This window comes from Thiohalomonas denitrificans (genome assembly GCF_900102855.1).
Lineage (GTDB): Bacteria > Pseudomonadota > Gammaproteobacteria > Thiohalomonadales > Thiohalomonadaceae > Thiohalomonas > Thiohalomonas denitrificans.
The window spans coordinates 90,357-109,955 of record NZ_FMWD01000004.1 but is presented as its reverse complement, the minus strand read 5'-3'; the positions used below and the strand labels follow the sequence as shown (position 1 = coordinate 109,955).

General features: G+C 59.9%; 18 protein-coding genes. 10 read left to right on the top strand and 8 right to left on the bottom strand.

Annotation, left to right across the window (positions count from 1 at the left end):
* Positions 1–67: 67 nt before the first annotated feature.
* The 4 genes from hemP to BLP65_RS07180 are packed head-to-tail and all read right to left on the bottom strand — an operon-like array spanning position 68 to position 2,045.
* Entirely contained in the window at positions 68–256 is a 189-nt protein-coding gene (hemP, locus tag BLP65_RS07195) for a hemin uptake protein HemP (RefSeq protein ID WP_092994680.1), read from the bottom strand.
* A complete protein-coding gene (locus tag BLP65_RS07190) occupies positions 253–675 on the bottom strand; it encodes an ExbD/TolR family protein (RefSeq protein WP_092994677.1) in 423 nt (140 codons plus the stop codon). Before BLP65_RS07190 ends, hemP begins: the two co-directional genes overlap by 4 nt.
* Complete coding sequence (locus BLP65_RS07185) at positions 675–1,391, bottom strand: MotA/TolQ/ExbB proton channel family protein (RefSeq protein WP_092994674.1); 717 nt, start codon at positions 1,389–1,391, stop codon at positions 675–677. The genes BLP65_RS07190 and BLP65_RS07185 overlap by 1 nt, the downstream gene beginning before the upstream one ends.
* Positions 1,392–2,045: an energy transducer TonB gene (locus BLP65_RS07180; protein WP_245688261.1), complete on the bottom strand. Its 654-nt coding sequence runs from the start codon at positions 2,043–2,045 to the stop codon at positions 1,392–1,394.
* A gap of 378 nt (positions 2,046–2,423) precedes the next feature.
* Between BLP65_RS07180 and BLP65_RS07175 the strand changes: the two genes are divergently transcribed.
* Positions 2,424–3,584, top strand: a complete 1,161-nt coding sequence (locus tag BLP65_RS07175) for an LbtU family siderophore porin (protein WP_092994667.1) — start codon at positions 2,424–2,426, stop codon at positions 3,582–3,584.
* Positions 3,585–3,765: 181 nt separating this feature from the next.
* On the opposite strand, the gene BLP65_RS07170 is transcribed toward BLP65_RS07175, so the two are convergent.
* Entirely contained in the window at positions 3,766–5,166 is a 1,401-nt protein-coding gene (locus tag BLP65_RS07170) for an alanine/glycine:cation symporter family protein (protein WP_092994664.1), read from the bottom strand.
* A 190-nt stretch (positions 5,167–5,356) separates the two neighbouring features.
* On the opposite strand from BLP65_RS07170, the gene BLP65_RS17330 reads away from it, so the two are divergent.
* Genes BLP65_RS17330 through BLP65_RS07155 form a run of 3 tightly spaced genes read left to right on the top strand, consistent with a single transcriptional unit; the run spans position 5,357 to position 7,232 of the window.
* Positions 5,357–6,094: a DUF1538 domain-containing protein gene (locus BLP65_RS17330; protein ID WP_092995431.1), complete on the top strand. Its 738-nt coding sequence runs from the start codon at positions 5,357–5,359 to the stop codon at positions 6,092–6,094.
* Positions 6,091–6,879, top strand: coding sequence for a DUF1538 domain-containing protein (locus BLP65_RS17325; RefSeq protein ID WP_092994661.1), 789 nt, complete (start codon positions 6,091–6,093; stop codon positions 6,877–6,879). The genes BLP65_RS17330 and BLP65_RS17325 overlap by 4 nt, the downstream gene beginning before the upstream one ends.
* A gap of 2 nt (positions 6,880–6,881) precedes the next feature.
* On the top strand, positions 6,882–7,232 hold the full coding sequence (locus BLP65_RS07155) for a P-II family nitrogen regulator (RefSeq protein ID WP_092994658.1): 351 nt from the start codon (positions 6,882–6,884) through the stop codon (positions 7,230–7,232).
* Here the strand turns inward: BLP65_RS07155 and BLP65_RS07150 are convergent.
* On the bottom strand, positions 7,229–7,555 hold the full coding sequence (locus BLP65_RS07150; protein ID WP_092994655.1) for a hypothetical protein: 327 nt from the start codon (positions 7,553–7,555) through the stop codon (positions 7,229–7,231). The genes BLP65_RS07155 and BLP65_RS07150 overlap by 4 nt on opposite strands.
* A 70-nt stretch (positions 7,556–7,625) precedes the next feature.
* On the opposite strand from BLP65_RS07150, the gene BLP65_RS07145 reads away from it, so the two are divergent.
* Positions 7,626–9,296 carry a cation:proton antiporter gene (locus BLP65_RS07145; protein WP_092994652.1) on the top strand — a complete coding sequence of 557 codons (1,671 nt, stop codon included), beginning with the start codon at positions 7,626–7,628 and terminating at the stop codon, positions 9,294–9,296.
* 154 nt (positions 9,297–9,450) lie between these two features.
* Positions 9,451–11,190: a monovalent cation:proton antiporter-2 (CPA2) family protein gene (locus BLP65_RS07140; RefSeq protein ID WP_092994648.1), complete on the top strand. Its 1,740-nt coding sequence runs from the start codon at positions 9,451–9,453 to the stop codon at positions 11,188–11,190.
* 293 nt (positions 11,191–11,483) lie between these two features.
* On the opposite strand, the gene BLP65_RS17180 is transcribed toward BLP65_RS07140, so the two are convergent.
* The gene (locus tag BLP65_RS17180; protein WP_245688260.1) at positions 11,484–14,972 is read right to left on the bottom strand and encodes an error-prone DNA polymerase; all 3,489 of its coding nucleotides are present in this window, start codon (positions 14,970–14,972) and stop codon (positions 11,484–11,486) included.
* A 715-nt stretch (positions 14,973–15,687) separates the two neighbouring features.
* On the opposite strand from BLP65_RS17180, the gene BLP65_RS16665 reads away from it, so the two are divergent.
* From BLP65_RS16665 to BLP65_RS07105, 4 genes are all read left to right on the top strand, one after another.
* Positions 15,688–16,404 (top strand): hypothetical protein, encoded by a 717-nt coding sequence (locus BLP65_RS16665; protein WP_139181448.1) that lies wholly within the window; start codon positions 15,688–15,690, stop codon positions 16,402–16,404.
* Positions 16,405–16,836: 432 nt separating this feature from the next.
* Positions 16,837–17,061, top strand: coding sequence for a hypothetical protein (locus BLP65_RS17175; protein WP_245688259.1), 225 nt, complete (start codon positions 16,837–16,839; stop codon positions 17,059–17,061).
* A 23-nt stretch (positions 17,062–17,084) separates the two neighbouring features.
* Positions 17,085–17,648: a hypothetical protein gene (locus tag BLP65_RS07110; protein WP_139181447.1), complete on the top strand. Its 564-nt coding sequence runs from the start codon at positions 17,085–17,087 to the stop codon at positions 17,646–17,648.
* A gap of 218 nt (positions 17,649–17,866) precedes the next feature.
* Positions 17,867–18,370, top strand: coding sequence for a hypothetical protein (locus BLP65_RS07105; protein WP_092994633.1), 504 nt, complete (start codon positions 17,867–17,869; stop codon positions 18,368–18,370).
* A gap of 301 nt (positions 18,371–18,671) precedes the next feature.
* On the opposite strand, the gene BLP65_RS07100 is transcribed toward BLP65_RS07105, so the two are convergent.
* Positions 18,672–19,511: a hypothetical protein gene (locus tag BLP65_RS07100; RefSeq protein WP_139181446.1), complete on the bottom strand. Its 840-nt coding sequence runs from the start codon at positions 19,509–19,511 to the stop codon at positions 18,672–18,674.
* Between the last annotated feature and the right edge of the window lie 88 nt (positions 19,512–19,599).

The window sequence follows — 19,599 nt, the reverse complement described above, 5'->3', positions numbered from 1 at the left end:
CTGGCTGCACGTGCAGATTCGTGTGGCTGGCTGGCGCAACACAGGTTTTGGATAACCTGGTTAAAATTTATTTGGTCAGGATGAGCTTGTTATTGCTGGTGCGGCGCAGGATGTAGAGTTCTCCTTCGTGCTCGATGTGTAGTGGTTGACCGCGCGGCAGGAGATCGTTGCTGCTGACACGCAGAGGTGCCGATCGTGTTGCTGCGGTTACCCCCTCTCCGGTCTTCGGTCGAGGTTTGCTTCCAATATCTTTCATGGTCCATACACTGTCGGTTGGGTGACGAAGCCCATGCGCACGACACCGGCACGCCGCGCGGCGGCCATCACCTGTGCGATCACGTCGTAGGTCGCGGCGCGGTCGGTGTGCAGGTGCAGTTCCCGTTGCGGATCCTGTCGTATCGCCTCGGCAAGTGTCGCCTCGACCCGATCAAGCGCCAGGGGCTCGTCGCTGTTGAGAATGCGACCCTCGGCATCGATGGCAAGGACAATGGTGCGTTCGTCCGGTTCGGCGGCTTCGCTCGACGCCTTGGGAAGCTCCACCTTGACGGCATGGGTGATCACCGGTGCGGTGATGATGAAGATCACCAGCAGCACCAGCATAATGTCCACCAAGGGGATGACGTTCATTTCCGCCATGGGTTCGTCCCGTGACGTTCCAAAGCCACCGAAAGCCATCAAGCGACCTCCTTCTGCTTGCTGGCGGCGGTTGCATTGCTGCTATCGGTGTCGACAGCTGCGCCGGTGGTAAGAAAGGCGTGCAGGTCGTGGGCAAAACCATCCAGCTCTTCGGTCAGGGTGCGGTTGGCCCGCTGAAAGGCGTTGTAGGCCAGGACCGCGGGAATGGCCGCCGCAAGGCCCGCGGCGGTGGCCACCAGAGCCTCGCCCAGCGGTCCGGCGACCATCTCCATGCTGGCGTTGCCGGCGCGCGATATCTCGATGAGGGCGTTATAGATGCCCCACACGGTGCCAAACAGGCCGACGAAAGGTGCGGTGCTGCCGACCGATGCCAGCAGGGTCATCCCCGACGCCGTCTGGCCGGTTTCACGATTGATACCGTTGCGCAGCGTGCGTACCAGAAACTCGTCCAGCCCGCAGGCATCGCCCAGGCGTGGACGGGCCGGATGGGTAAAGTGGTCCAGGGCGACAAAGGCACTTTGCGAGAGACGAGCCAATGGCGACTTGGCCATATTGGTGGCTCGCTGGCGGGCCACCGGCAGCGTTTCGGCATCCCAGAATGCCTGCAGGAACTGGCGGTTGGCGCGGCGCACCAGGTGGAGCCATGCCGATTTGGCCAGGATGAGATACCAGGTCAAGGCCGACATGGTTATCAAGGTGACGAACACACCTATCAGTATCCAGTCACCCTGGTGAAATACGACTGCCAGATCCATTTAACCTCCCAAATGAAATGCGATTGGTACGATGACCCAGGCCGTTACGGCCCGGCTGCCGCGCTTTGCGGGAACAAACTGCCATTTCTCGACCACGTTCAGTGCCGCTTTATCCAGTCGCTCGTGACCGCTGGAGCGGTGCAGCTCGATCTGAACCGGCTCCCCCCCGGCATTTACCCGCACCCTGAGTTCTACCTCACCCTGCTCGCTCAGCCGTCGCGACATCCGCGGATAGCGCGGCGGCGGGTTGCGCAGGTAGTCGGCGTCATAGGCGGGTTCGCTCAGTGACTCCGTCTCCCCGGCAGGGGCTTGCGTGTCCGCCTGTGCCTGGGAAGTAGCTCTCTCACTCGTGTCCGGTTTCGGCTCCGGCTCCGGCTTGGGCTCCGGTTTCGGTTCGGGGTCCGGTACAGGCTCCGGTTTGGGCTTGGGCTCCGGTTTCGGTTCAGGCTCGGGTTCAGGTTCAGGTTCAGGTTCAGGTTCAGGTTCAGGTTCAGGTTCAGGTTCAGGTTCAGGTTCAGGTTCGGGCTCCGGTTCCGGAGGAGAAGCCGTTTCCGGGCTGCTGGTCTTTGCGTCGACACGGGTCGGTGCCTGTTGCAGCGAAATACTCACCATTCGCGATGAGGGTGCCGAGACCGGTTCAGGAGTCGATGCCATCGAGACTCCCACCACTACAGCAGCGTGCACAAACAAGCTCGATAGCCCCGCAGCTACGTGGATCCGGTTACTCCATGTGCGTTGTACTGCTGCTCGGCTCATGGAGTAAAATGCTAAAAGAGAACGATAATGATTGTCAATTACTTGACGAGGCACGAGTGAAACCTTATGGTTCGGCCGTGTTTACAGAGAGCTTTTATCAGGAAGGTAACGCAGAGGTTAGGGGTGGATTTTTCTTTTATTGGCATGTCAGTCTAACGGCATCCACGGGCAGTCCGCTTCTGCGAACCGGTCCCCGGCGGTATTCACGCCTGAATCCGAGGGAACATAATCCTGTCGTTTTCGTTGAAACCTAACAGGCAATCAAGGTTAATTAAGATGAGTCGGCATGTTTTTGAAAAGGTCGCGCTGGTCGCGGCGGTAAGTGCCACATGGGGTATGGCACAGGCACAGGAGTCGGAACTTCGGGACACAGTGCGCTACCTGGAGGGGCGCGTTCAGGTCCTGGAAGAGGAGAAGGTGGTTCGCGAAGAGGCCGTCAAGGCGGCCAGCCCGATAAACTTCGGCGCCCTGATCGAGGTGGAAGGCGCCGGCGGCGAGGATCACGAAGGCGCGGACAGTAGCGATGTGGTTTTGGCCACCGTCGAGCTGGTCGCGGAAGCTCAAATCAACGACTGGACCCACGCCCAGGTGGCCTACCTCTTTGAGGAGGATGACACCGAGCCCGGCGAGATCGACCAGGCCATACTGACTTTCGGTAATCCCGAACGTTCGCCATTCTATCTCTCCGGCGGGCGTATGTACGTGCCGTTCGGCGTCTTCGAGAGCGGGATGGTCTCCGATCCCCTGACACTGGAACTCGGTGAGACCCGGGAGTCGGCGCTGCAGGTCGGCTTTGAAACCGGCGGTCTCTACGGTGCGGCTTATGCCTTCAACGGCGATTCGCAAGAGGTCGGTGATGATACCGATTCCATCGATCAGTTCGGCGCTAACCTGGGTTGGGCTATGGAGCGCGACGGCTACATCCTCGATGTCGGCCTGGGCTACATCAGCTCAGTCGCCGACTCGGATGGCGTGAGCGGTGCCATGGGTGAGATCGATCGTGACGAGGATGGCGTAGCCGATGTCGATATAGACAGCCTGCAGGATGCGGTGCCCGGTATCAGTGCTCATGCCATCGTGAACACCGGTTCCTGGACTTTTATCGGCGAATACACGGGGGCCAGTGACGACTTCCAGGCGGCCGATATGGGGTTCAGGGGTAACGGCGCGCAGCCGACCGCCTGGAACCTGGAGGCGAATTACGGCTTCATGGTGATGGGTCGGGACGTGAGCGTCGGCGTCGCTCGCCAGGAGAGTGCCGAGGCGGTGGAACTCGGTCTGCCGGAGAGCAAGACACTGGCGGCGCTTTCGATGGGGATAATGGATAACACTGCACTGAGTCTTGAGTATGCGCTCGCCGAGGACTACAGCATGGCCGATGGCGGCTCCGGAGAGGATGGCGGAATCTTCACCCTCCAGATGGCGGCGGAATTCTAGCGGGGATTGATTGGCACCGCAGAGACGCGGAGCGCGCAAAACACTGAGGACACGGAGAGAGGAATTCCATCAAGAAGCGTGCTGTGTTCTCAGTGGGCATCGATTTGTTTCCCCGTGTTCCTCCCGTGATCAAACGGTCAGTCGCGACTGTCGTCGCTCCTGCATCGCGTCGGAACACGCCTCAGGCGTTATTCGTTCGGCTGTACGGGGTCTCGTTGTCAGGAAGTGGTGTGCGGGAAAAGTACTCATGCTTGATGCGGGCAGCCACGCCGGCGAGCAGGATCAGCGCCAGCAGGTTGGGCAGCGCCATCAGGATGTTCATGATGTCGGCCACATTCCATACCAGTTGCAGCGGGACGGCCGCGCCGATCACCACCAGCAGGGTGAAAATGACCCTGTAGGGCATCACTGCGCGTTCGCCGAACAGGAAGTGTGCCGACCGGTCGCCATAGTAGGACCAGGCGATCATGGTCGAGAAGGCGAACAGCGCCAGGCCGAAGCCGACCACCATGGCACCGCTGTCACCCAGGGTTTCGCTGAAGGCGTGCGCGGTCAGGGCGGCGCCCACCAGCGCCTCGTTGTCGGTTTGCCAGGCACCGGTAACGATGATCACCAGACCGGTCATGGTGCAGATCACCAGTGTGTCGATGAACGGTTCCATCATTGCCACCAGTCCCTCCCGCGCCGGTTCATTGGTCCTGGCCGCGGCATGGGCCATGGGGGAGGAGCCGAGGCCCGCCTCATTCGAGAAGAGCCCGCGGGCCACACCCCAGCGGATGGCCTCGCCCACGGCGGCGCCGCCCACCGCCCAGGGATTGAGGGCGTAGTTGAGGACCAGGGCGATGGCCGCCGGGATCTGGTCGAGATGATTGAACAGCACCAGCAGGGCGGCAGCGACATAGAGCAGCGCCATGAACGGTACAATTGTGCTGGCTACCCTGGCGATGCGTTTGACCCCTCCGAGGATGACCAATCCCACCAGCACCGCAAGCAGGACGCCGACCATCCAGGCGGCCTCGCTCACCTCCGGCCAGATATAGGTGAGGCCGTCCACCACCGAATTCGCCTGTACCATGTTGCCGATGCCGAAAGAGGCAATCAGTGCAAATGTGGCGAAGGCTGCGGCGGTCCGCTTCATTTTGAGACCGTGCATCAGCGTGTACATGGGTCCGCCGGCCACCTTGCCGTCCGGATCAACCTCCCGGAACTTCAAGGCCAGCGAACACTCGGCAAACTTCGTTGCCATGCCGAAAAAGGCCGTCACCCACATCCAGAACAGGGCGCCCGGGCCACCCAGGGAGATGGCGGTGGCCACCCCGGCGATATTGCCGGTACCGATCGTCGCCGATAGAGCTGTCGAGAGCGCCTGAAAGTGAGAGACCTCGCCCACGTGTTTCGGGTCGGAGTACTTGCCGGTGATCAATGCGGCGCCGTGCCGAAAACCGCGGAGTTGAACCAGTCGCAGCCGGATGGTCAGGTAAATGCCGGTGCCCACCAGTGCGATCAGCGTCAGGTAGCTTCCCCAGAGCAGGCCCGAAAGCTGTCCGGTCCACTCTGTCAGCGTCTCTAACCACTCCTGCATGTCGTGTCTCCTGTTTGTTAGTCGGGCGCGGCCGCGGGATATTGTAACCTTGCGCAGCAAAATCACTAGCGAACAGGATCAGCAAAGGGGATGCGGCAATGCGCGTGGGTAACTCGACGACTGGCATTACCGACCGCGGTGGCTATCGTGTAATGTGGTTCGAAAAACCAAGCCTCAGGACGAAGATTCCGTGAAGCAGTATCTGACTGCGCTGCTACGCCCGCTGTTGGACAGCCTGCGCGATCTGGCCCCCATCGTTCTGGTGATCGCCTTCTTTCAGCTGGTGGTATTGCGGCAGCCTATTCCCGAACTCGAGACGCTGCTCGCCGGTACCCTGATGGTCGCGGTCGGACTGGCTCTGTTCGTGCGCGGCCTCGAAATGAGTCTGTTCCCCATCGGGGAATCGATGGCCTATGCCTTTGCCCGCAAGGGCAGCGTGGCCTGGCTCCTTGCTTTCGCCTTTGCCCTCGGGTTTGGGACCACCATCGCCGAGCCTGCACTCATTGCCGTGGCCAACGAGGCCGCTGCCGCGGCCGCTAGCGGCGGAATGATCGAGGATACGGCGGAGGCGCGGGCCGGCTACTCGAACGGGCTGCGATTCACGGTGGCGGTATCGGTCGGGTTTGCCATTCTTGTTGGCGTTCTGCGTATCCTCAGGGGATGGCCGATTCAGTATCTGATAATCGGTGGTTATCTCGGTGTGGTCGGGATGACTTTTTTTGCGCCGCGCGAGATTATCGGTATTGCCTACGACTCCGGCGGTGTGACGACCTCCACCATCACGGTACCGTTGGTTACGGCGCTGGGGGTGGGGCTCGCCTCCTCGATCAAGGGGCGTAGCCCGATGGTGGACGGGTTCGGTCTGATCGCCTTCGCTTCACTGACACCGATCATCTTCGTCATGGGATACGGGATGGTGGTGGTATGAACGAAACCCTGCAGCTGATCGTCGATACCGCGTTGAGCACGATAGGGGATGTATTCCCGATCGCGGCCATTATCTTCGGTTTTCAGTTGCTGGTGATCCGGCGTCCGGTGCCGAACCTCAAAAAGGTGCTCATCGGTTTCGCCCATGTACTACTGGGACTCTCGCTGTTCCTGATCGGACTGGAACAGGCGTTATTCCCCATCGGCAAGCTGATGGCCGAGCAGCTGACCGATCCGGCCTTTATCGCTCAGGGTGCCGGGCAGCCGGGAGTAATCCGCTGGTACGACTACATGTGGATCTACCTGTTCGCCTTTGCGATCGGGTTTTCCACCACGCTGGCCGAACCTTCACTGATTGCGGTCGCCATCAAGGCCGGCAAAGTCTCTGGCGGCACCATCAGTGGCTGGGGACTGCGTGTGGCAGTAGCCATTGGCGTGGCCTTCGGCATTGCGCTTGGTTCCTATCGGATTATTACCGGAACACCGCTGCACTACTACATCATTGCCGGCTATGTGATGGTGATTGTGCAGACGATCTATGCGCCGAAGCTGATCGTGGCTCTGGCCTACGATTCGGGGGGTGTGACGACTTCCACCGTCACTGTACCGCTGGTGACGGCCCTGGGATTGGGCCTGGCCTCGACGGTGCCCGGTCGCAGTACCATGCTGGATGGCTTCGGTTTGATTGCTTTTGCCAGCCTGTTTCCGATTATAACAGTGATGGGCTATGCCCAATTGAGTGAATGGCGCGCCCGGCGCGGACGAAATGCCACAGAGGAGGTTTAGCCGTGCACTTCAAGTTGATCGTCACTCTCATCGAGGATGAGAAGTCCGACCAGGTGCTCCAGGCGGCGCGCGAGGCGGGCGCCACCGGGGCCACGGTACTCAACCAGGCCCGGGGAGAGGGAGTGCAGCAGGCCAGGACTTTCTTCGGTCTCTCGCTGGAAAGCCAGCGCGATATGGTCTTGCTGCTGGTCGAGGAGCACCTGTCGCGCAAGATCCTCGAAAAGATTGCCGCGGTGGGTGAGTTCGACGAAAAACCCGGTACCGGCATCGCCTTTCAGATCGATGTGGAGGATGCCGTTGGCGTCGCGCATCAGGTCGAGGAACTCACGCCGGTCATCGAGGAAGAGATCTAGTGCACTGTTGCATGCTTGGCGGTGCTTTCAGCGAGTCGCTGGCCGGCCAGATGCAAGGCGCGGTTCGCAGGGAATGGCGCGCCCTTTGCAAGAAACGCAACGCCGCAGATGGCCGGCCAGCGGCTCGCCCGAAGGGAGCCCCCCAAAAACGCCATGACGGCGTTGCGGACTCCATCCCTGGAGTCCACCCTTCGGGCCAGCCTGCGGCTGTCCGAATCCGCTCCCGGCGGATTCGTGCAGCGCTTGGCAAGGGAATAACCATTGCCTGTGCGCTGCGCCTTGTCCTGACGTTTTTGGGGGGCTCTGAAAGTATCGCCAAGCATGCAACAGTGCACTAGCCCCTCCCACCTATCCTTTTCCCCAAGGCGCTGTTCTCGACTGCGGGGGTGAAGGGTGTTCGAAGACGTTTTCTACCAGGTCGGAATCGTGCTGGCGGTGGCCGCCGCCGGTGGCGCATTGGCGCTCGCCCTGCGGCAGCCGCTCATCGTCGCCTTTATCGCCGTGGGCATCCTGCTGGGGCCGACCGGGACCGGCTGGGTCACCGCCGCCGACGAGCTGGACCTGTTCGCCCGGCTGGGGATCTCCGTGCTCCTGTTCGTGGTCGGCCTCAAGCTCGATCTTCACATCATTCGAACCATGGGGGCGGTCGCGCTGGCGACCGGCCTTGGGCAGGTGCTTTTTACCTCGGTGGTGGGTTATCTGCTGGCCCTCGCAATGGGAATCACCCCGGTGGCAGCACTCTACGTTGCCATTGCACTGACCTTCTCCAGCACCATCATCATCGTCAAGCTGCTCTCCGACAAGCGTGAGGTGGATTCCCTGCACGGGCGCATTGCCATCGGTTTCCTGATCGTCCAGGACATCGTGGTGGTGCTGGTGATGATCGGAATTACCGCGATGGGCCAGGCCGGCGAGGCGACCAGCCTGGGCAGGGAGGCATTGCTGGTGCTTGGCAAAGGCGCGTTGTTGCTGGGGGTGATCGGCTTGCTGATGCGCTTCGTCCTTGGCGATCTCCTGCATCGGCTGGCGCATTCCCAGGAGCTGCTGGTGCTTTTTGCCATCGCCTGGGCGGTACTGTGGGCGTCGGTGGGTGAACGGCTCGGATTCAGCAAGGAGGTCGGGGCGTTCCTGGCGGGGATCTCCATCGCCTCCACGCCCTACCGTGAGCTGATCGGTGCACGGCTGGTCAGTCTTCGCGATTTTCTGCTGCTGTTCTTCTTTGTCGATTTGGGAGCCGGACTGGACCTGGATGCGCTCGGCGCCAACCTCCTGCCGGCTGCGGCGCTGTCGCTATTCGTGCTGGTCGGCAATCCGCTGATCGTCATGGTCATCATGGGAGCGATGGGTTATCGCAAGCGCACCGGATTTCTGGCGGGGCTGACGGTGGCGCAAATCAGCGAGTTTTCGCTAATACTCGCTGCTTTGGGGTTGAGCATCGGGCATATCGATGAGGATACGGTTGGTTTGATCACGCTGGTCGGCCTAGTCACGATCAGTATTTCGACGTACATGATTCTCTATTCGCACTGGCTTTATGACCGGCTTTCGCCTTGGCTCGGCGCTTTCGAACGTCGTGTCGCCTACAGGGAGGAAGATGGCGATCAGGATGAAGGTGGCTATGATGTGGTGCTGGTAGGGCTTGGCCGTTTCGGCGCCGGCATCGGGCGGGCACTGCGCGGTCGGGCCTGTCGCCTGCTGGCGGTCGATTTCGACCCGGAACTGGTGCGGCGGCACGCGCAGGAAGGGTATGCCACCCATTACGGTGATGCGGAAGACCCCGAGTTCATCAATACACTGCCCCTGGAGCAGGTACGCTGGGTTGTCAGTACGATACGTCAGCGGGACATCAATCGTGCACTGTTGCAGACCCTGCGTCAGCGGGGCTACCAGGGGAAGGTGGCCCTTTCCGGGGAAACCGGCGAGGAAGCGGAGGTGCTTCTCGGCTTCGGTGCTGATATGGTTCTGATCCCTTATGCCGATGCGGCGCGGGAAGCCGCGGACCGGCTAATGGCGGTGGATCCCGCTGTCTGCGATTTGCACCCGGATGGTCCCGACCAGAAATAGAGCGCCGTGTAACTGCGCGGCATAGGAGATTCGTCATCCCCGCGTAGGCGGGGATCCATTTTGAGCCATGCCCGCTGCTCTCTGGATTCCAGCCTACGCAGGAATGATGGGGGAGTGAGCAGTTACAGCGCCGTTCAGGCCTCACTCAAGAATCATGACAGAAGCTGGTGATACCCAAATTGTGATCCCCTATCTTCAGGAAACCGTCGCGTTTCTCCTTACCGTCGTTGTCGTCGTGCCGCTGTGTCGTGCAGTGAAGGTGAGCCCCATTCTCGGCTTTCTGGCGGTCGGTGCGGCCATCGGCCCCTTCGGACTGGCCATAGTCGGGGATGTGGAAGGGGTCCGCCATTTTGCCGAACTCGGGGTTGTCTTCCTGCTGTTCATGATCGGACTCGAGTTGTCGTTCGAGCGCCTCAAAGCCTTCAGCGGGCTGATTTTCGGGCTCGGTGCGGCACAGGTGTTGGTCACTGCTGCTCTGATTAGCCTGATCGCCTTCGGCTGGGGCAACAGCATTGAGGCCTCGATCATTATCGGGCTTTGCCTGGCGCTCTCCTCCACCGCGATGGTGATGCAACTGCTGAACGAGCGGGGCGAGATGAGCGCTACCCACGGTCGGGCAAGCTTTGCCGTGCTGCTTTTCCAGGACCTCGCAGTGGTGCCCATCCTCATTTTGGTGGCTGCGCTCGGTGCCGATGGCGGCAACGTCTGGGGCGAGGTGGTGATGGCGCTTCTGCGCGCGGCAGTCGCCGTGGTGGCCATCGTGGTCATCGGCCGTTATGTGCTGCGTTATCTTTTTCGAACCGTAGCCCGCACGCGCAGCGTCGATGTCTTTACCGCCATGACCCTGCTCGCCATCCTCGCGACCTCGCTGGTGACTGGCTACGCCGGCCTGTCGATGGCGCTCGGTGCGTTTCTCGCTGGACTGTTGCTGGCTGAAACCGAGTTCCGGCACCAGGTAGAGAGTGAAATCGAGCCGTTCAAGGGGATTTTGCTGGGCCTCTTCTTCATGAGTGTGGGAATGAGTATCGATTTCCTGCTGGTGGCCGACCAGGCGTTTTGGGTGGCGTTGGCAGTGATCGGACTCATTCTACTGAAGAGCGCGGTGATCTACCTGCTCGGCATGGCCTTCGGACTGCCCAGGCACGATGCGGCCCGGAGCGGGCTGCTTCTGGGTGAAGCCGGCGAGTTTGCCTTCGTGGTGATCGGGGCGGCACTCGTCTCCCAACTGATGCCGGAAAAGACCGGACAGTTCATGCTTATCGTCGCTGCCCTCTCCATGGCCCTGACGCCGCTGCTTGCGGTGGTGGCCGCCCGGGTAGGGCGCGCGCTGCAGCCGGTGGAAGGGGGGATTGACGCCAATGAAGCCGAAGTGGCGGATCTGAAAGAGCACGTGGTGCTGGCCGGCTACGGCCGCATCGGCCAGACCGTTGCTGCTGTCTTGCGCAGGCAAGCCATCCCGTACGTAGCCCTGGACCTGAACTCCGGTCGGGTCCGTCGTTGCCGGGATGCCAGCGAGCCGGTCTACTACGGGGACGCCACCCGCACCGAGGTCCTGCGCCGGGCCGGCGCGGACCGTGCCAAGGTGATGCTGGTGACGATGGATGACGCCTCCGCCGCGGCGCGTACTGTGCAGGCGGCCCGCCAGCTCTGGCCGGACCTGAAGATCCTGGTGCGGGCCCGGGACAACGAGCACTCCGGAAACCTTTGCGCCATCGGTGCCGATGCCGTAGTGCCCGAGACCCTGGAGGCCAGCCTCCAGCTGGCCGGCCATGTGCTGCGAAGCCTCGGCAACACGCCCGACATGGTCAACGACTGCATCGAGAAGATCCGCGAACACGAATACGCCCCCGTCTGCCAGCTGGTGCCCAAGGAACCCGACCCAAACGAAGCGTAGGAGCGGCGGAAGCCGTGATTCGACAGCGGTGAACCATCGGAGGCACGGGGCACCCCGGGGAAACCATTGATTACCACGGAGAACACAGAGCTGGTTCCCAGGGATCCCGACCCAAACGTAGGAGCGGCGGAAGCCGCGATTCGAGCGTGAACCACGGGGCACGGGCGCCCGGGGAAAACCAATTCGATGACCCACTGAGAACACAGAGCGTTTTATCGAGTCCCAACTCCGTGCCCTCTGTGACCTCTGTGGTTCGCGTCGATCAAAACCCCGTGTTCCCCGTGGTTAACCCGCTAACAGAAATCCCGCGAGCGGGTAGTGAGGTTGCCGAGCAGGTGGCTGTGGTCTTCCAGCCTGCCGGCCACTATGTGGATCACTCCACTCTCGCTCTGCAGCTTTCCCGTCACGCACAGCAGCCGGCCGCCGGCGATGATCTTTCGATAACGCTCACCGAGCGCCTCCCAGACGATGACATTGGTGATACCGCTCTCATCCTCCAGGGTGAGGAAGGTGGTGCGCCCGTCGCCGGGACGCTGACGGGTGATCACCAGTCCGGCGATGCGCACGAAGGCGCCATCGGAACGGCCGGTGGCCACGGCAATGGGTACACAGCGAAGCTTCCCGAGCCGCTCGCGCAGCAGGGCCAGAGGATGCCGACCCAGAGAGAGGCCGACGTGGGCATGATCGGCCACTAGATCCTCCCCCTCACTCGGTCGCGGCAGAGAGGGCACCTCTTCACTGAAGTCCGGATCATCGAACAGCGGCAGCGTGGTTTCCGTCCCCAGTACCTCCCAACGCGCCCGATGCCGGTCTCCGGCCAGCCCCTCCAGCGCCCCCGCCGCCGCCAGCCGCTCCAGATCGGCCTTCGACAAACCTGCCCGCCGCGCCAAATCCGCCACCGAACGAAACACCCCCTCCGCCCGCGCCGCCGCCAGCCGCTCCGCCGCCGCCTTCTTCAGCCCCTTCACCATCCGCAGACCCAGGCGCAAGCTCAGTGGCGAGTAGCGAGTGGCTAGTGGCGAGGAGGATAAGTCGCCAGTGGCTGGCAATCGGTGGCCACGAACCTCGTTCCCCCTTTTCGGGGGAGCACAAAATTGACCTTGCCTGGCAACTCGCCACTCGCCACTCGCCACTTCCAGCGTGCAATCCCACTCACTCGCCCCCACATCCAACGGAAGCACCTCCACCCCATGCTCCCGCGCATCCCGTACCAGTTGCGCCGGGGCATAGAACCCCATCGGCTGACTGTTCAGCAGCGCGCAGGTAAACGCCGCCGGCTCATGGCACTTGAGCCAGGAGGAGACATAGGCGAGCAGGGCGAAGCTGGCGGCGTGGGACTCGGGAAAGCCGTATTCGCCGAAGCCCTTGATCTGCTCGATCACCTGGTCGGCAAACTCGAGCGGATAGCCGCGCCCGGCCATCCCCGAACGCAGCTTCTCCTCAAAGGCGGCCAGCCCCCGCCCTTTTTTCCAGGCGGCGATCGCCCGGCGCAGCCGATCCGCCTCGCCGGCAGTGAAGCCCGCCGCCACCATCGCCAGCTTGATCACCTGCTCCTGGAAGATGGGAACCCCCAGGGTGCGCGCCAGCACCGCCTCGGCCTCCGGGCCGGGATAGGTGATCGGTTCCAGCCCCTGCCGGCGCTTCAGATAGGGATGAACCATGTTGCCCTGGATGGGACCGGGACGGATGATCGCCACCTCGATCACCAGGTCGTAAAAGGTCCTGGGGCGCAGGCGCGGCAGCATCGCCATCTGCGCCCGCGACTCGATCTGGAATACGCCGACAGTGTCCGCCCGGCAGAGCATGACGTAGACCTCCGGGTCCTCGGCGGGCACCGCAGCCAGCGTCAGCCGCCGGCCGCGGTGTTTCTCGACCAGGTCGAAGGCCTTGTGGATGGCCGAGAGCATCCCCAGCGCCAGGCAGTCGATCTTCAACAGCCCCAGGGTATCGAGATCATCCTTGTCCCATTGAATGACCGTGCGCCCCTCCATGGCGGCATTCTCGATGGGCACCAGGCGCGGCAGCGGGTCGCGGGTGATCACCATGCCGCCCACGTGCTGGGAGAGGTGGCGAGGAAAGTCGAGCAGCTCCCACACCAGCACCAGCAGGCGTTTGATGATGGGGCTCTCCGGGTCGAAACCGGCGTCCTCTAATCGTTCCGCCATCTCCGGGCTGCCCTTGCCCCCCAAATCACCCTTCAGAGCCATTGGGGCGTGGCAGGACAAGGCGTGGTGCGCAGGGGAAGGGTTGTTCTCCTTTCCAAGCACCACAACGCCGTCATGGCGCGCCCCAGTGGCTCCCTCCGGGCGAGCCGCTGGCCGGCCATCTGCGGCGTTGCGCCCCCTTGAAAGGGGTACGGCCATTCCTGCGGGTGCGCGCCTTGCATCTGGCCGGCCAGCGACTCGCTGAAGGGGGATTTGGGGGGTAAGGGCAGCCCTCTGCCCCCAGCGTGTGAAGGCCCCGGCCAGCCGATCCACTTCATTGACGGAGAGCCCCAGGGCCTTGCCCACATCGCGCAGGGCGCTTCGCGTGCGGTAGGTGATCACTGTGGCGGTGAGGGCGGCCCGCTCCCGGCCATAGCGCTCATAGAGGTACTGCAGCACCTCCTCGCGCCGGGTGTGCTCAAAATCCACATCGATATCGGGCGGTTCATCCCGCTCTTTGGAGATGAATCGCTCGAACAGCATCTCGGAGCGACTGGGGTCCACCGCTGTGATCCCCAGGCAGTAACAGACCGCCGAGTTGGCCGCCGAGCCGCGCCCCTGGCAGAGAATGCCGCGCCCGCGGGCGAAGCGGACCAGGTCATAAACGGTGAGAAAGTAGGGCTCGTACCCCAACTCGCCGATGATGGTCAGTTCATGCTCCACCAGCCGGCGCACCTTCTCCGGCTCCCCCTGCGGCCAGAACTGCTTCAGCCCCGCCTCGGTCAGCCGCCGCAGATAGCCGCCCGGGGTCTCGTCCGGTGGAGTGATCTCATCCGGGTAGTTGTATTTCAGCTCCTCCAGAGTGAAGCGGCAGCGCGCAGCGATCGCCGTGGTCTCCGCCAACCATTCGGCGGGATAGATCTCCGCCAGGCGCTCTCTGGGCCGCAAGTGACGCTCGCCATTGGCATAGAGCGCCGCGCCCGCCTCGGCCACCGTGGTGCATAGCCGGATGGCGGTCAGCAGATCCTGAAGTGCTCGACGCCCGCGGCGGTGCATATGTACATTCCCCGCCGCCACCAGCGGCAGCCCCGATGCCTCCCCCAGCGCCCTGAGCCGCGCTACCTTGCCGGCATCGTCCGCCCCGCAGTGCAACTCCACCGCAATCCAGGCCCGCCCCGGAAACGTCCCCGCCACCCACTCAGCAGCCAGCGCCTCCCCCTCCCTCGCATCTCGCCCCTCATCCCTCGTATCTGCGTTCTCTGGCGGTACCCAGAGAACGACGCACCCAGGCACGCCATCCGCCAGATCCTCCCGACCCAGCCGATACGCCCCCTTCTCCGAACGCCGCCGCCCCAGTGTGATCAACTCCGAAAGATTGCCGTACCCCTCCCGATCGGTAGCCAGCAGCACCAGCTTGAGCCCATCCTCCAACCGCATCTCGCTGCCGACAATAAGGTGCAGCTTATGCTCCTTCGTCGCCCGATAGGCACGCACCACCCCCGCCAGAGAACACTCATCCGTCACCGCCAGCGCGGAATAACCCAACTCGGCCGCACGCATCACCAACTCCTCCGCATGGGAAGCCCCCCGCAGAAAGGTGAAGTTGGACAGACAGTGGAGTTCGGCGTAGTCGCACATGACCGGGAAAAGCGCAGCAGGAGAAGTGTGTATGTATATACACTATACACCCTGTCGCCATCAGCCACCTCCAAAAACCTCAAAGCACCCGGCTGGCGACCATAGGGCGGGCTGTGCCTGCCGCTCTGCGGCCCCGAATCAGTGACGAGCTTTTAGCTGTTATTGCGAGCCGTACCCGCCGCTGTGCGGCCCCCGAATCAACGACAAACTCTTAGCCGTCATTGCGAGGAGCCCCAGCGATGCGGCAATCTGGGATTTTGGGAGCAGAAGATTATTTCGTCGCTGGAGCTCGGCTTTGGCATCCTCGATAAAATCCGTTTTAGGCATCTCAGCGCCCCGACTTGCCATGCCCCACCTAACCGAGTCATCCACGACACAGACGCCAGGCGTCATCATCGAGCAATCCCTCTCAAAATGAATACGTGTATAGATATGCACTATACGAAGAGGTCGCCGCAACCCCTCGGCCGGATAACACCCATGCCTGGGTATAATTCCCCGAATTTCCTAAGAAATTTTATGGGCGAACCTGCTTCTATGCGGCTGCTACGGCATACTATGCGGTCGCCAAACGCGTATTTGCAAACCGCCGTCTACCGGCAGTGATCGAGGCGACCGTCAGCAAAGGAAAAATTCAGACCTTCGTTAACAACGAAGGACCTTATGCGGCAATCAGCCGCCGCCATTTCGTTAGGCTTACCAAAAAGGAGTGGTAATGAGAAAATTCTTAAAATATTGGCTTGGGCTATATAAATATGCACGTTCGAGAGTTGGTTCGTCGAAATTGCCAACTGGTAGCACGGTTCTGATTCATATCGGAAAGTGCGGTGGACGTACGGTGAGAGACGGAATCGAAAATGCAGTACATAACTTCGTTACCCACGAAGTTCACATAAAGAAACCCGTTTACAGAAAAGACCTGAAATACATAATAGTAGCTCGTGGTCCCATATCGAGGCTGGTTTCAGCTTTTCAGTGGAGATACAAGCTTGTCGTATCTGATGGCGATCAGAGAAGTAGGTTTAAAGGCGAATATAATGTTCTCATAAAGTATGAAACGCTGAATGACCTGGCTGAAGCTCTTTATCATGAGAATGGAGAAGCAAACTCTATCGCCCACCAGGAAATACGTAAAATTCACCATATTCGAGAAGACATATCATTCTACCTTCGTGATTTGCTTAGTAGATGCCACCCAAATCAAATTGTTGCTGTTCTAATGCAAGAAAACCTCAATGAAGATATTTTTCGTGTATTTGGTTATAGAAATAAAATAAACAGGCATCGCAGTCCAGCCTCAAAAGAAGACAAGACGTTGTCTGAGACTGGCTTGAAAAACCTCATGAGATTTTTTGAAGAAGACTACGAGGCATTGATCAAGCTATATTCCTGGGGAAAAATCGATCGAGAAGTGATCGTGAAAGCATTATAAAGCAAGCCCAACCGGGTCATTATGCCGCAGAGCATATATAGCCACCTGCTAACGGTGTTCTCGAATATCATTCGTGGGCCAAATAGTTTTATTGTTTCTTATGGAAAGCGGCATTTTGAGCAAGTGCAGTCTTTCGGGCTCTTTATGGCTGTTGACCGAATCGGTCTGATCTATCCGCTGGCAGGTTTCGTTTTGGCTAATTTTTTTAAAAAGTTCGGGGTAAAGACGAGCAAGGCACTGTACGAGCGATATACAGGCTTTGTGCCGGTCATCGCTTTCGTTTCTCATCTGGTCACGAGGTCTTGGGGGTAAAATTTGCATATCAATTGGTTGCAGGCAAACCGCATGCGTATTCTGGCAAACGTGAACACTGATTCCGGTTGAAGGTGAACATCGGATTTCTTAATGCATCACCCACCGTAGTTTTTACGGGTGAACTTCCATATTTCTGAAAGCCCGCGGGCCATGCCGGAGCTGTACTGGTACTACGGTTACCCGGTGGTGTTGCTGATCATGCTCTTCGTTGCGGGAGGGATGCTGCTCTATTTTTGGCGCAGGATTGGCTCACCCGGGAATAGCGGGGGGCACAAGGGGCAGGTTTTGCATTCGGCGGCGATTGACGTCCAGGGGCAGGGGATAAATGAGGTCACCCATTAGCCGCCTCCGTGCAAAAAAACAACATGAAGATACTGATGGCCTTGGCAATGCTCTCCGTCTCTTGCTGTTATGCAGCAGCCGAGACTTACACCCAATACGAGGACAATTCTCGGGGAGTCAGTTTTGAGTATCCGTCTTGGGCAAAAGTCGAAGATGTCAGCAGTGACGGAAAAACCAAAATTTGGTTTCACGTAGGGGAATGGCCCAAGGGGCTAGAATACGAAGGCGAACAGCGTCCCCAATCGCCTGCTTCGGGTGTCTCGTTCAGTGTAAAGTCGGAGGGAGATTTCGAAGAGTTTCTCGAAAGAGAGCGCGCGGGGCAGATTAAAGGGGGTTACAGGAACGAGATTACTGAGAAGGAGTATTCCATTGGGAGCGGGGTTGTTGGTGTGGAGTTCGTGCGTAATGCCAAGCAGATAAAGGAAGTGATGTATTACTTTGTATGTCCCTCGCTTAAAGAGAACGTTGTTCTGAATTTCTGGCATCTGAAGGACGCGGACACCGGATTCATGGGATACCCAGAAGCGGAAGATAAAGCGGTTGCAGAGTATCGTCGCATGATAAAGACGCTTCGGGTATTCAGGTAGTATAACGAGGTCGCCTAACACCCATATCGAGTCCGACGGCTTCCCCTTTTTTGCCGCTGCAGGGCAAGCCACGGCTTATGTGAGGAGGCAAGCCGATTATGGCTTTTTCTTGCTCGATGAGTGGCTTTGCTTAAGAACGTGCGGGGTGTGGCGTAGCGGGTGGAGAATAGGACAGCCATATTCTTCATCAGGAAGCGGTGCAGCCCCAAGGAGGACCTATGAGTAAGAATGTTCTGGTTCTAATAGGATTTATATCAATACTATTAGCTGGTTGTGCTGCTCAACCAAAGAATGGAGACATTATATTTGCCAAGGTTACACATATTTTCAAAGAGGCAGAATATCGTAAAGCAATTGAAGATAAAGAATCCTTCAAAGGATTTTTTTACGAAAGAAAACTATCAATGCTTGAGTCCGCGATTAACGAAGGCGTCACAATTGAAGATGTAAAAAATCAGCGTCTTGTCGCCTGTGAATGCAGCTGTGGTGCTGAATGCTATGCGAGCTATCCACTTTTATTGCCAGATGGTGTAGCGATCACCCTTTATGGCTTGGTAGAGCTGGAAGCGGGTGCCGCGAAGTGGCAAGGAGATGCGCAGCGTTATAAATACACACTAGGAAAATACTTGAGAAATATTGATATTCTATTTGAGGATTGGGCTAGAATCGAAGGTAATCATAATTTATTACCTGTTTGCGATCCAATGAAGTGGAGAAAGTAGGTCGCCGGGGGGGGTGATTTACATGGACACCCATTGTAAGAAACGAAGAAGAAAGCTCCCGCGATTACTCGGCATTGCCGTGTTAGATCACCTTAGAACGTTGCGATTCGGCATGGGGTTACCTGACCACCCAGTTCGAGGGTCGCGAAATGGTCGCCAGGGGCATCGTCGAATTGGTGGACTCAGCGTTGCGATGCCACCAAGGGTCCCCAACGAGCCGGCCTCCGGGCCGGCTCGTGAGTCTGAGCGGAACTGTCCCGTTCGGGACGGACCCGCATCACAGCGCGTTCAACGCTGATGCTTACCCAGCGCTGAGATCGAACTCTTCCTCAGAGGCCGTCTGGTTGCCGCTTTCCTCGATCGAAATGATCTCGACCTTGAACTCGGTGACACCGTCCTCAAAGTAGGCTTGCATGAAGGCTTGTGGGACTGTAACGGTCCGGACATTGGCCGGCAGCTCCACGCTGAAGATCCGCAACGGGTCGACTGCCTCGTCATCCGCCGGTTCGACCACTACCTGCCAACCCACGATGTCCACGGTGGCGGGGTCCTCGATGATGCCCTCGGTAACCAGCGTGTCGTCCTGACACAGCCCAAGAGCATCCCCCGGCGCCCAAATGATCGTCGAGCCGTCGAAAGAGAGGATTTCGGTCGCTGCGGGCAATGCGTAGGTCAGCTGCGCTGTGCCCAGCATCGCCTCACCCTCGAGGGTTTTGGCTGTGAAGGTGTACTCGCCGGCCTCGAAGCGCTCCAGGAACTGGCCTAAGGGGACCACGCGCGCATCGGGTTCCTCGGGATCGGCTTGGCAGAGAGGCTCGGCGCTCTCGAAGAAGCTCTCCGTGAGCCCCTGATCGGCCAATTCCTGCTTGGCCTTCTCCTGGAAGATCTCATGCCCGCGTGGATCCCGGATCCTGGCTATGCGCCAAGCATCCCCATCGAGCAGGGCGTGGAAGCCGACATCGCCGTCTGTCGCGTTGATCTCGATGAGCACCTTCGTCTCGTCGAACTCGACGTAGTCGCTCTTGCCAGGCGCAGGCTTGGCGGCGTTGCCTTGGGCAAAGCCTGCCGCCGGCGCGAACGCCAATGAGGCGGCGAGCATGATATGTGGAAAGGACACAGGGTGAGTTACAGTCTTATGCATCAGAGCTTCCTCCATGAAGCTGCAGGCGAGGGGAACGGTCCGTCACAGGCGGCTTGAGGCCCAGGGCTCACCTCGAGGTCAGCGCCGG

What these genes read in the sequence shown, in the direction of transcription:
- hemP (WP_092994680.1), bottom strand. Translation starts at nt 256, where the DNA reads ATGAAAGATATTGGAAGCAAACCTCGACCGAAGACCGGAGAGGGGGTA.
- BLP65_RS07190 (WP_092994677.1), bottom strand. Translation starts at nt 675, where the DNA reads ATGGCTTTCGGTGGCTTTGGAACGTCACGGGACGAACCCATGGCGGAA.
- BLP65_RS07185 (WP_092994674.1), bottom strand. Translation starts at nt 1,391, where the DNA reads ATGGATCTGGCAGTCGTATTTCACCAGGGTGACTGGATACTGATAGGT.
- BLP65_RS07180 (WP_245688261.1), bottom strand. Translation starts at nt 2,045, where the DNA reads ATGGCATCGACTCCTGAACCGGTCTCGGCACCCTCATCGCGAATGGTG.
- BLP65_RS07175 (WP_092994667.1), top strand. Translation starts at nt 2,424, where the DNA reads ATGAGTCGGCATGTTTTTGAAAAGGTCGCGCTGGTCGCGGCGGTAAGT.
- BLP65_RS07170 (WP_092994664.1), bottom strand. Translation starts at nt 5,166, where the DNA reads ATGCAGGAGTGGTTAGAGACGCTGACAGAGTGGACCGGACAGCTTTCG.
- BLP65_RS17325 (WP_092994661.1), top strand. Translation starts at nt 6,091, where the DNA reads ATGAACGAAACCCTGCAGCTGATCGTCGATACCGCGTTGAGCACGATA.
- BLP65_RS07150 (WP_092994655.1), bottom strand. Translation starts at nt 7,555, where the DNA reads ATGCTTGGCGATACTTTCAGAGCCCCCCAAAAACGTCAGGACAAGGCG.
- BLP65_RS07140 (WP_092994648.1), top strand. Translation starts at nt 9,451, where the DNA reads ATGACAGAAGCTGGTGATACCCAAATTGTGATCCCCTATCTTCAGGAA.
- BLP65_RS17180 (WP_245688260.1), bottom strand. Translation starts at nt 14,972, where the DNA reads ATGTGCGACTACGCCGAACTCCACTGTCTGTCCAACTTCACCTTTCTG.
- BLP65_RS16665 (WP_139181448.1), top strand. Translation starts at nt 15,688, where the DNA reads ATGAGAAAATTCTTAAAATATTGGCTTGGGCTATATAAATATGCACGT.
- BLP65_RS07110 (WP_139181447.1), top strand. Translation starts at nt 17,085, where the DNA reads ATGAAGATACTGATGGCCTTGGCAATGCTCTCCGTCTCTTGCTGTTAT.
- BLP65_RS07105 (WP_092994633.1), top strand. Translation starts at nt 17,867, where the DNA reads ATGAGTAAGAATGTTCTGGTTCTAATAGGATTTATATCAATACTATTA.
- BLP65_RS07100 (WP_139181446.1), bottom strand. Translation starts at nt 19,511, where the DNA reads ATGCATAAGACTGTAACTCACCCTGTGTCCTTTCCACATATCATGCTC.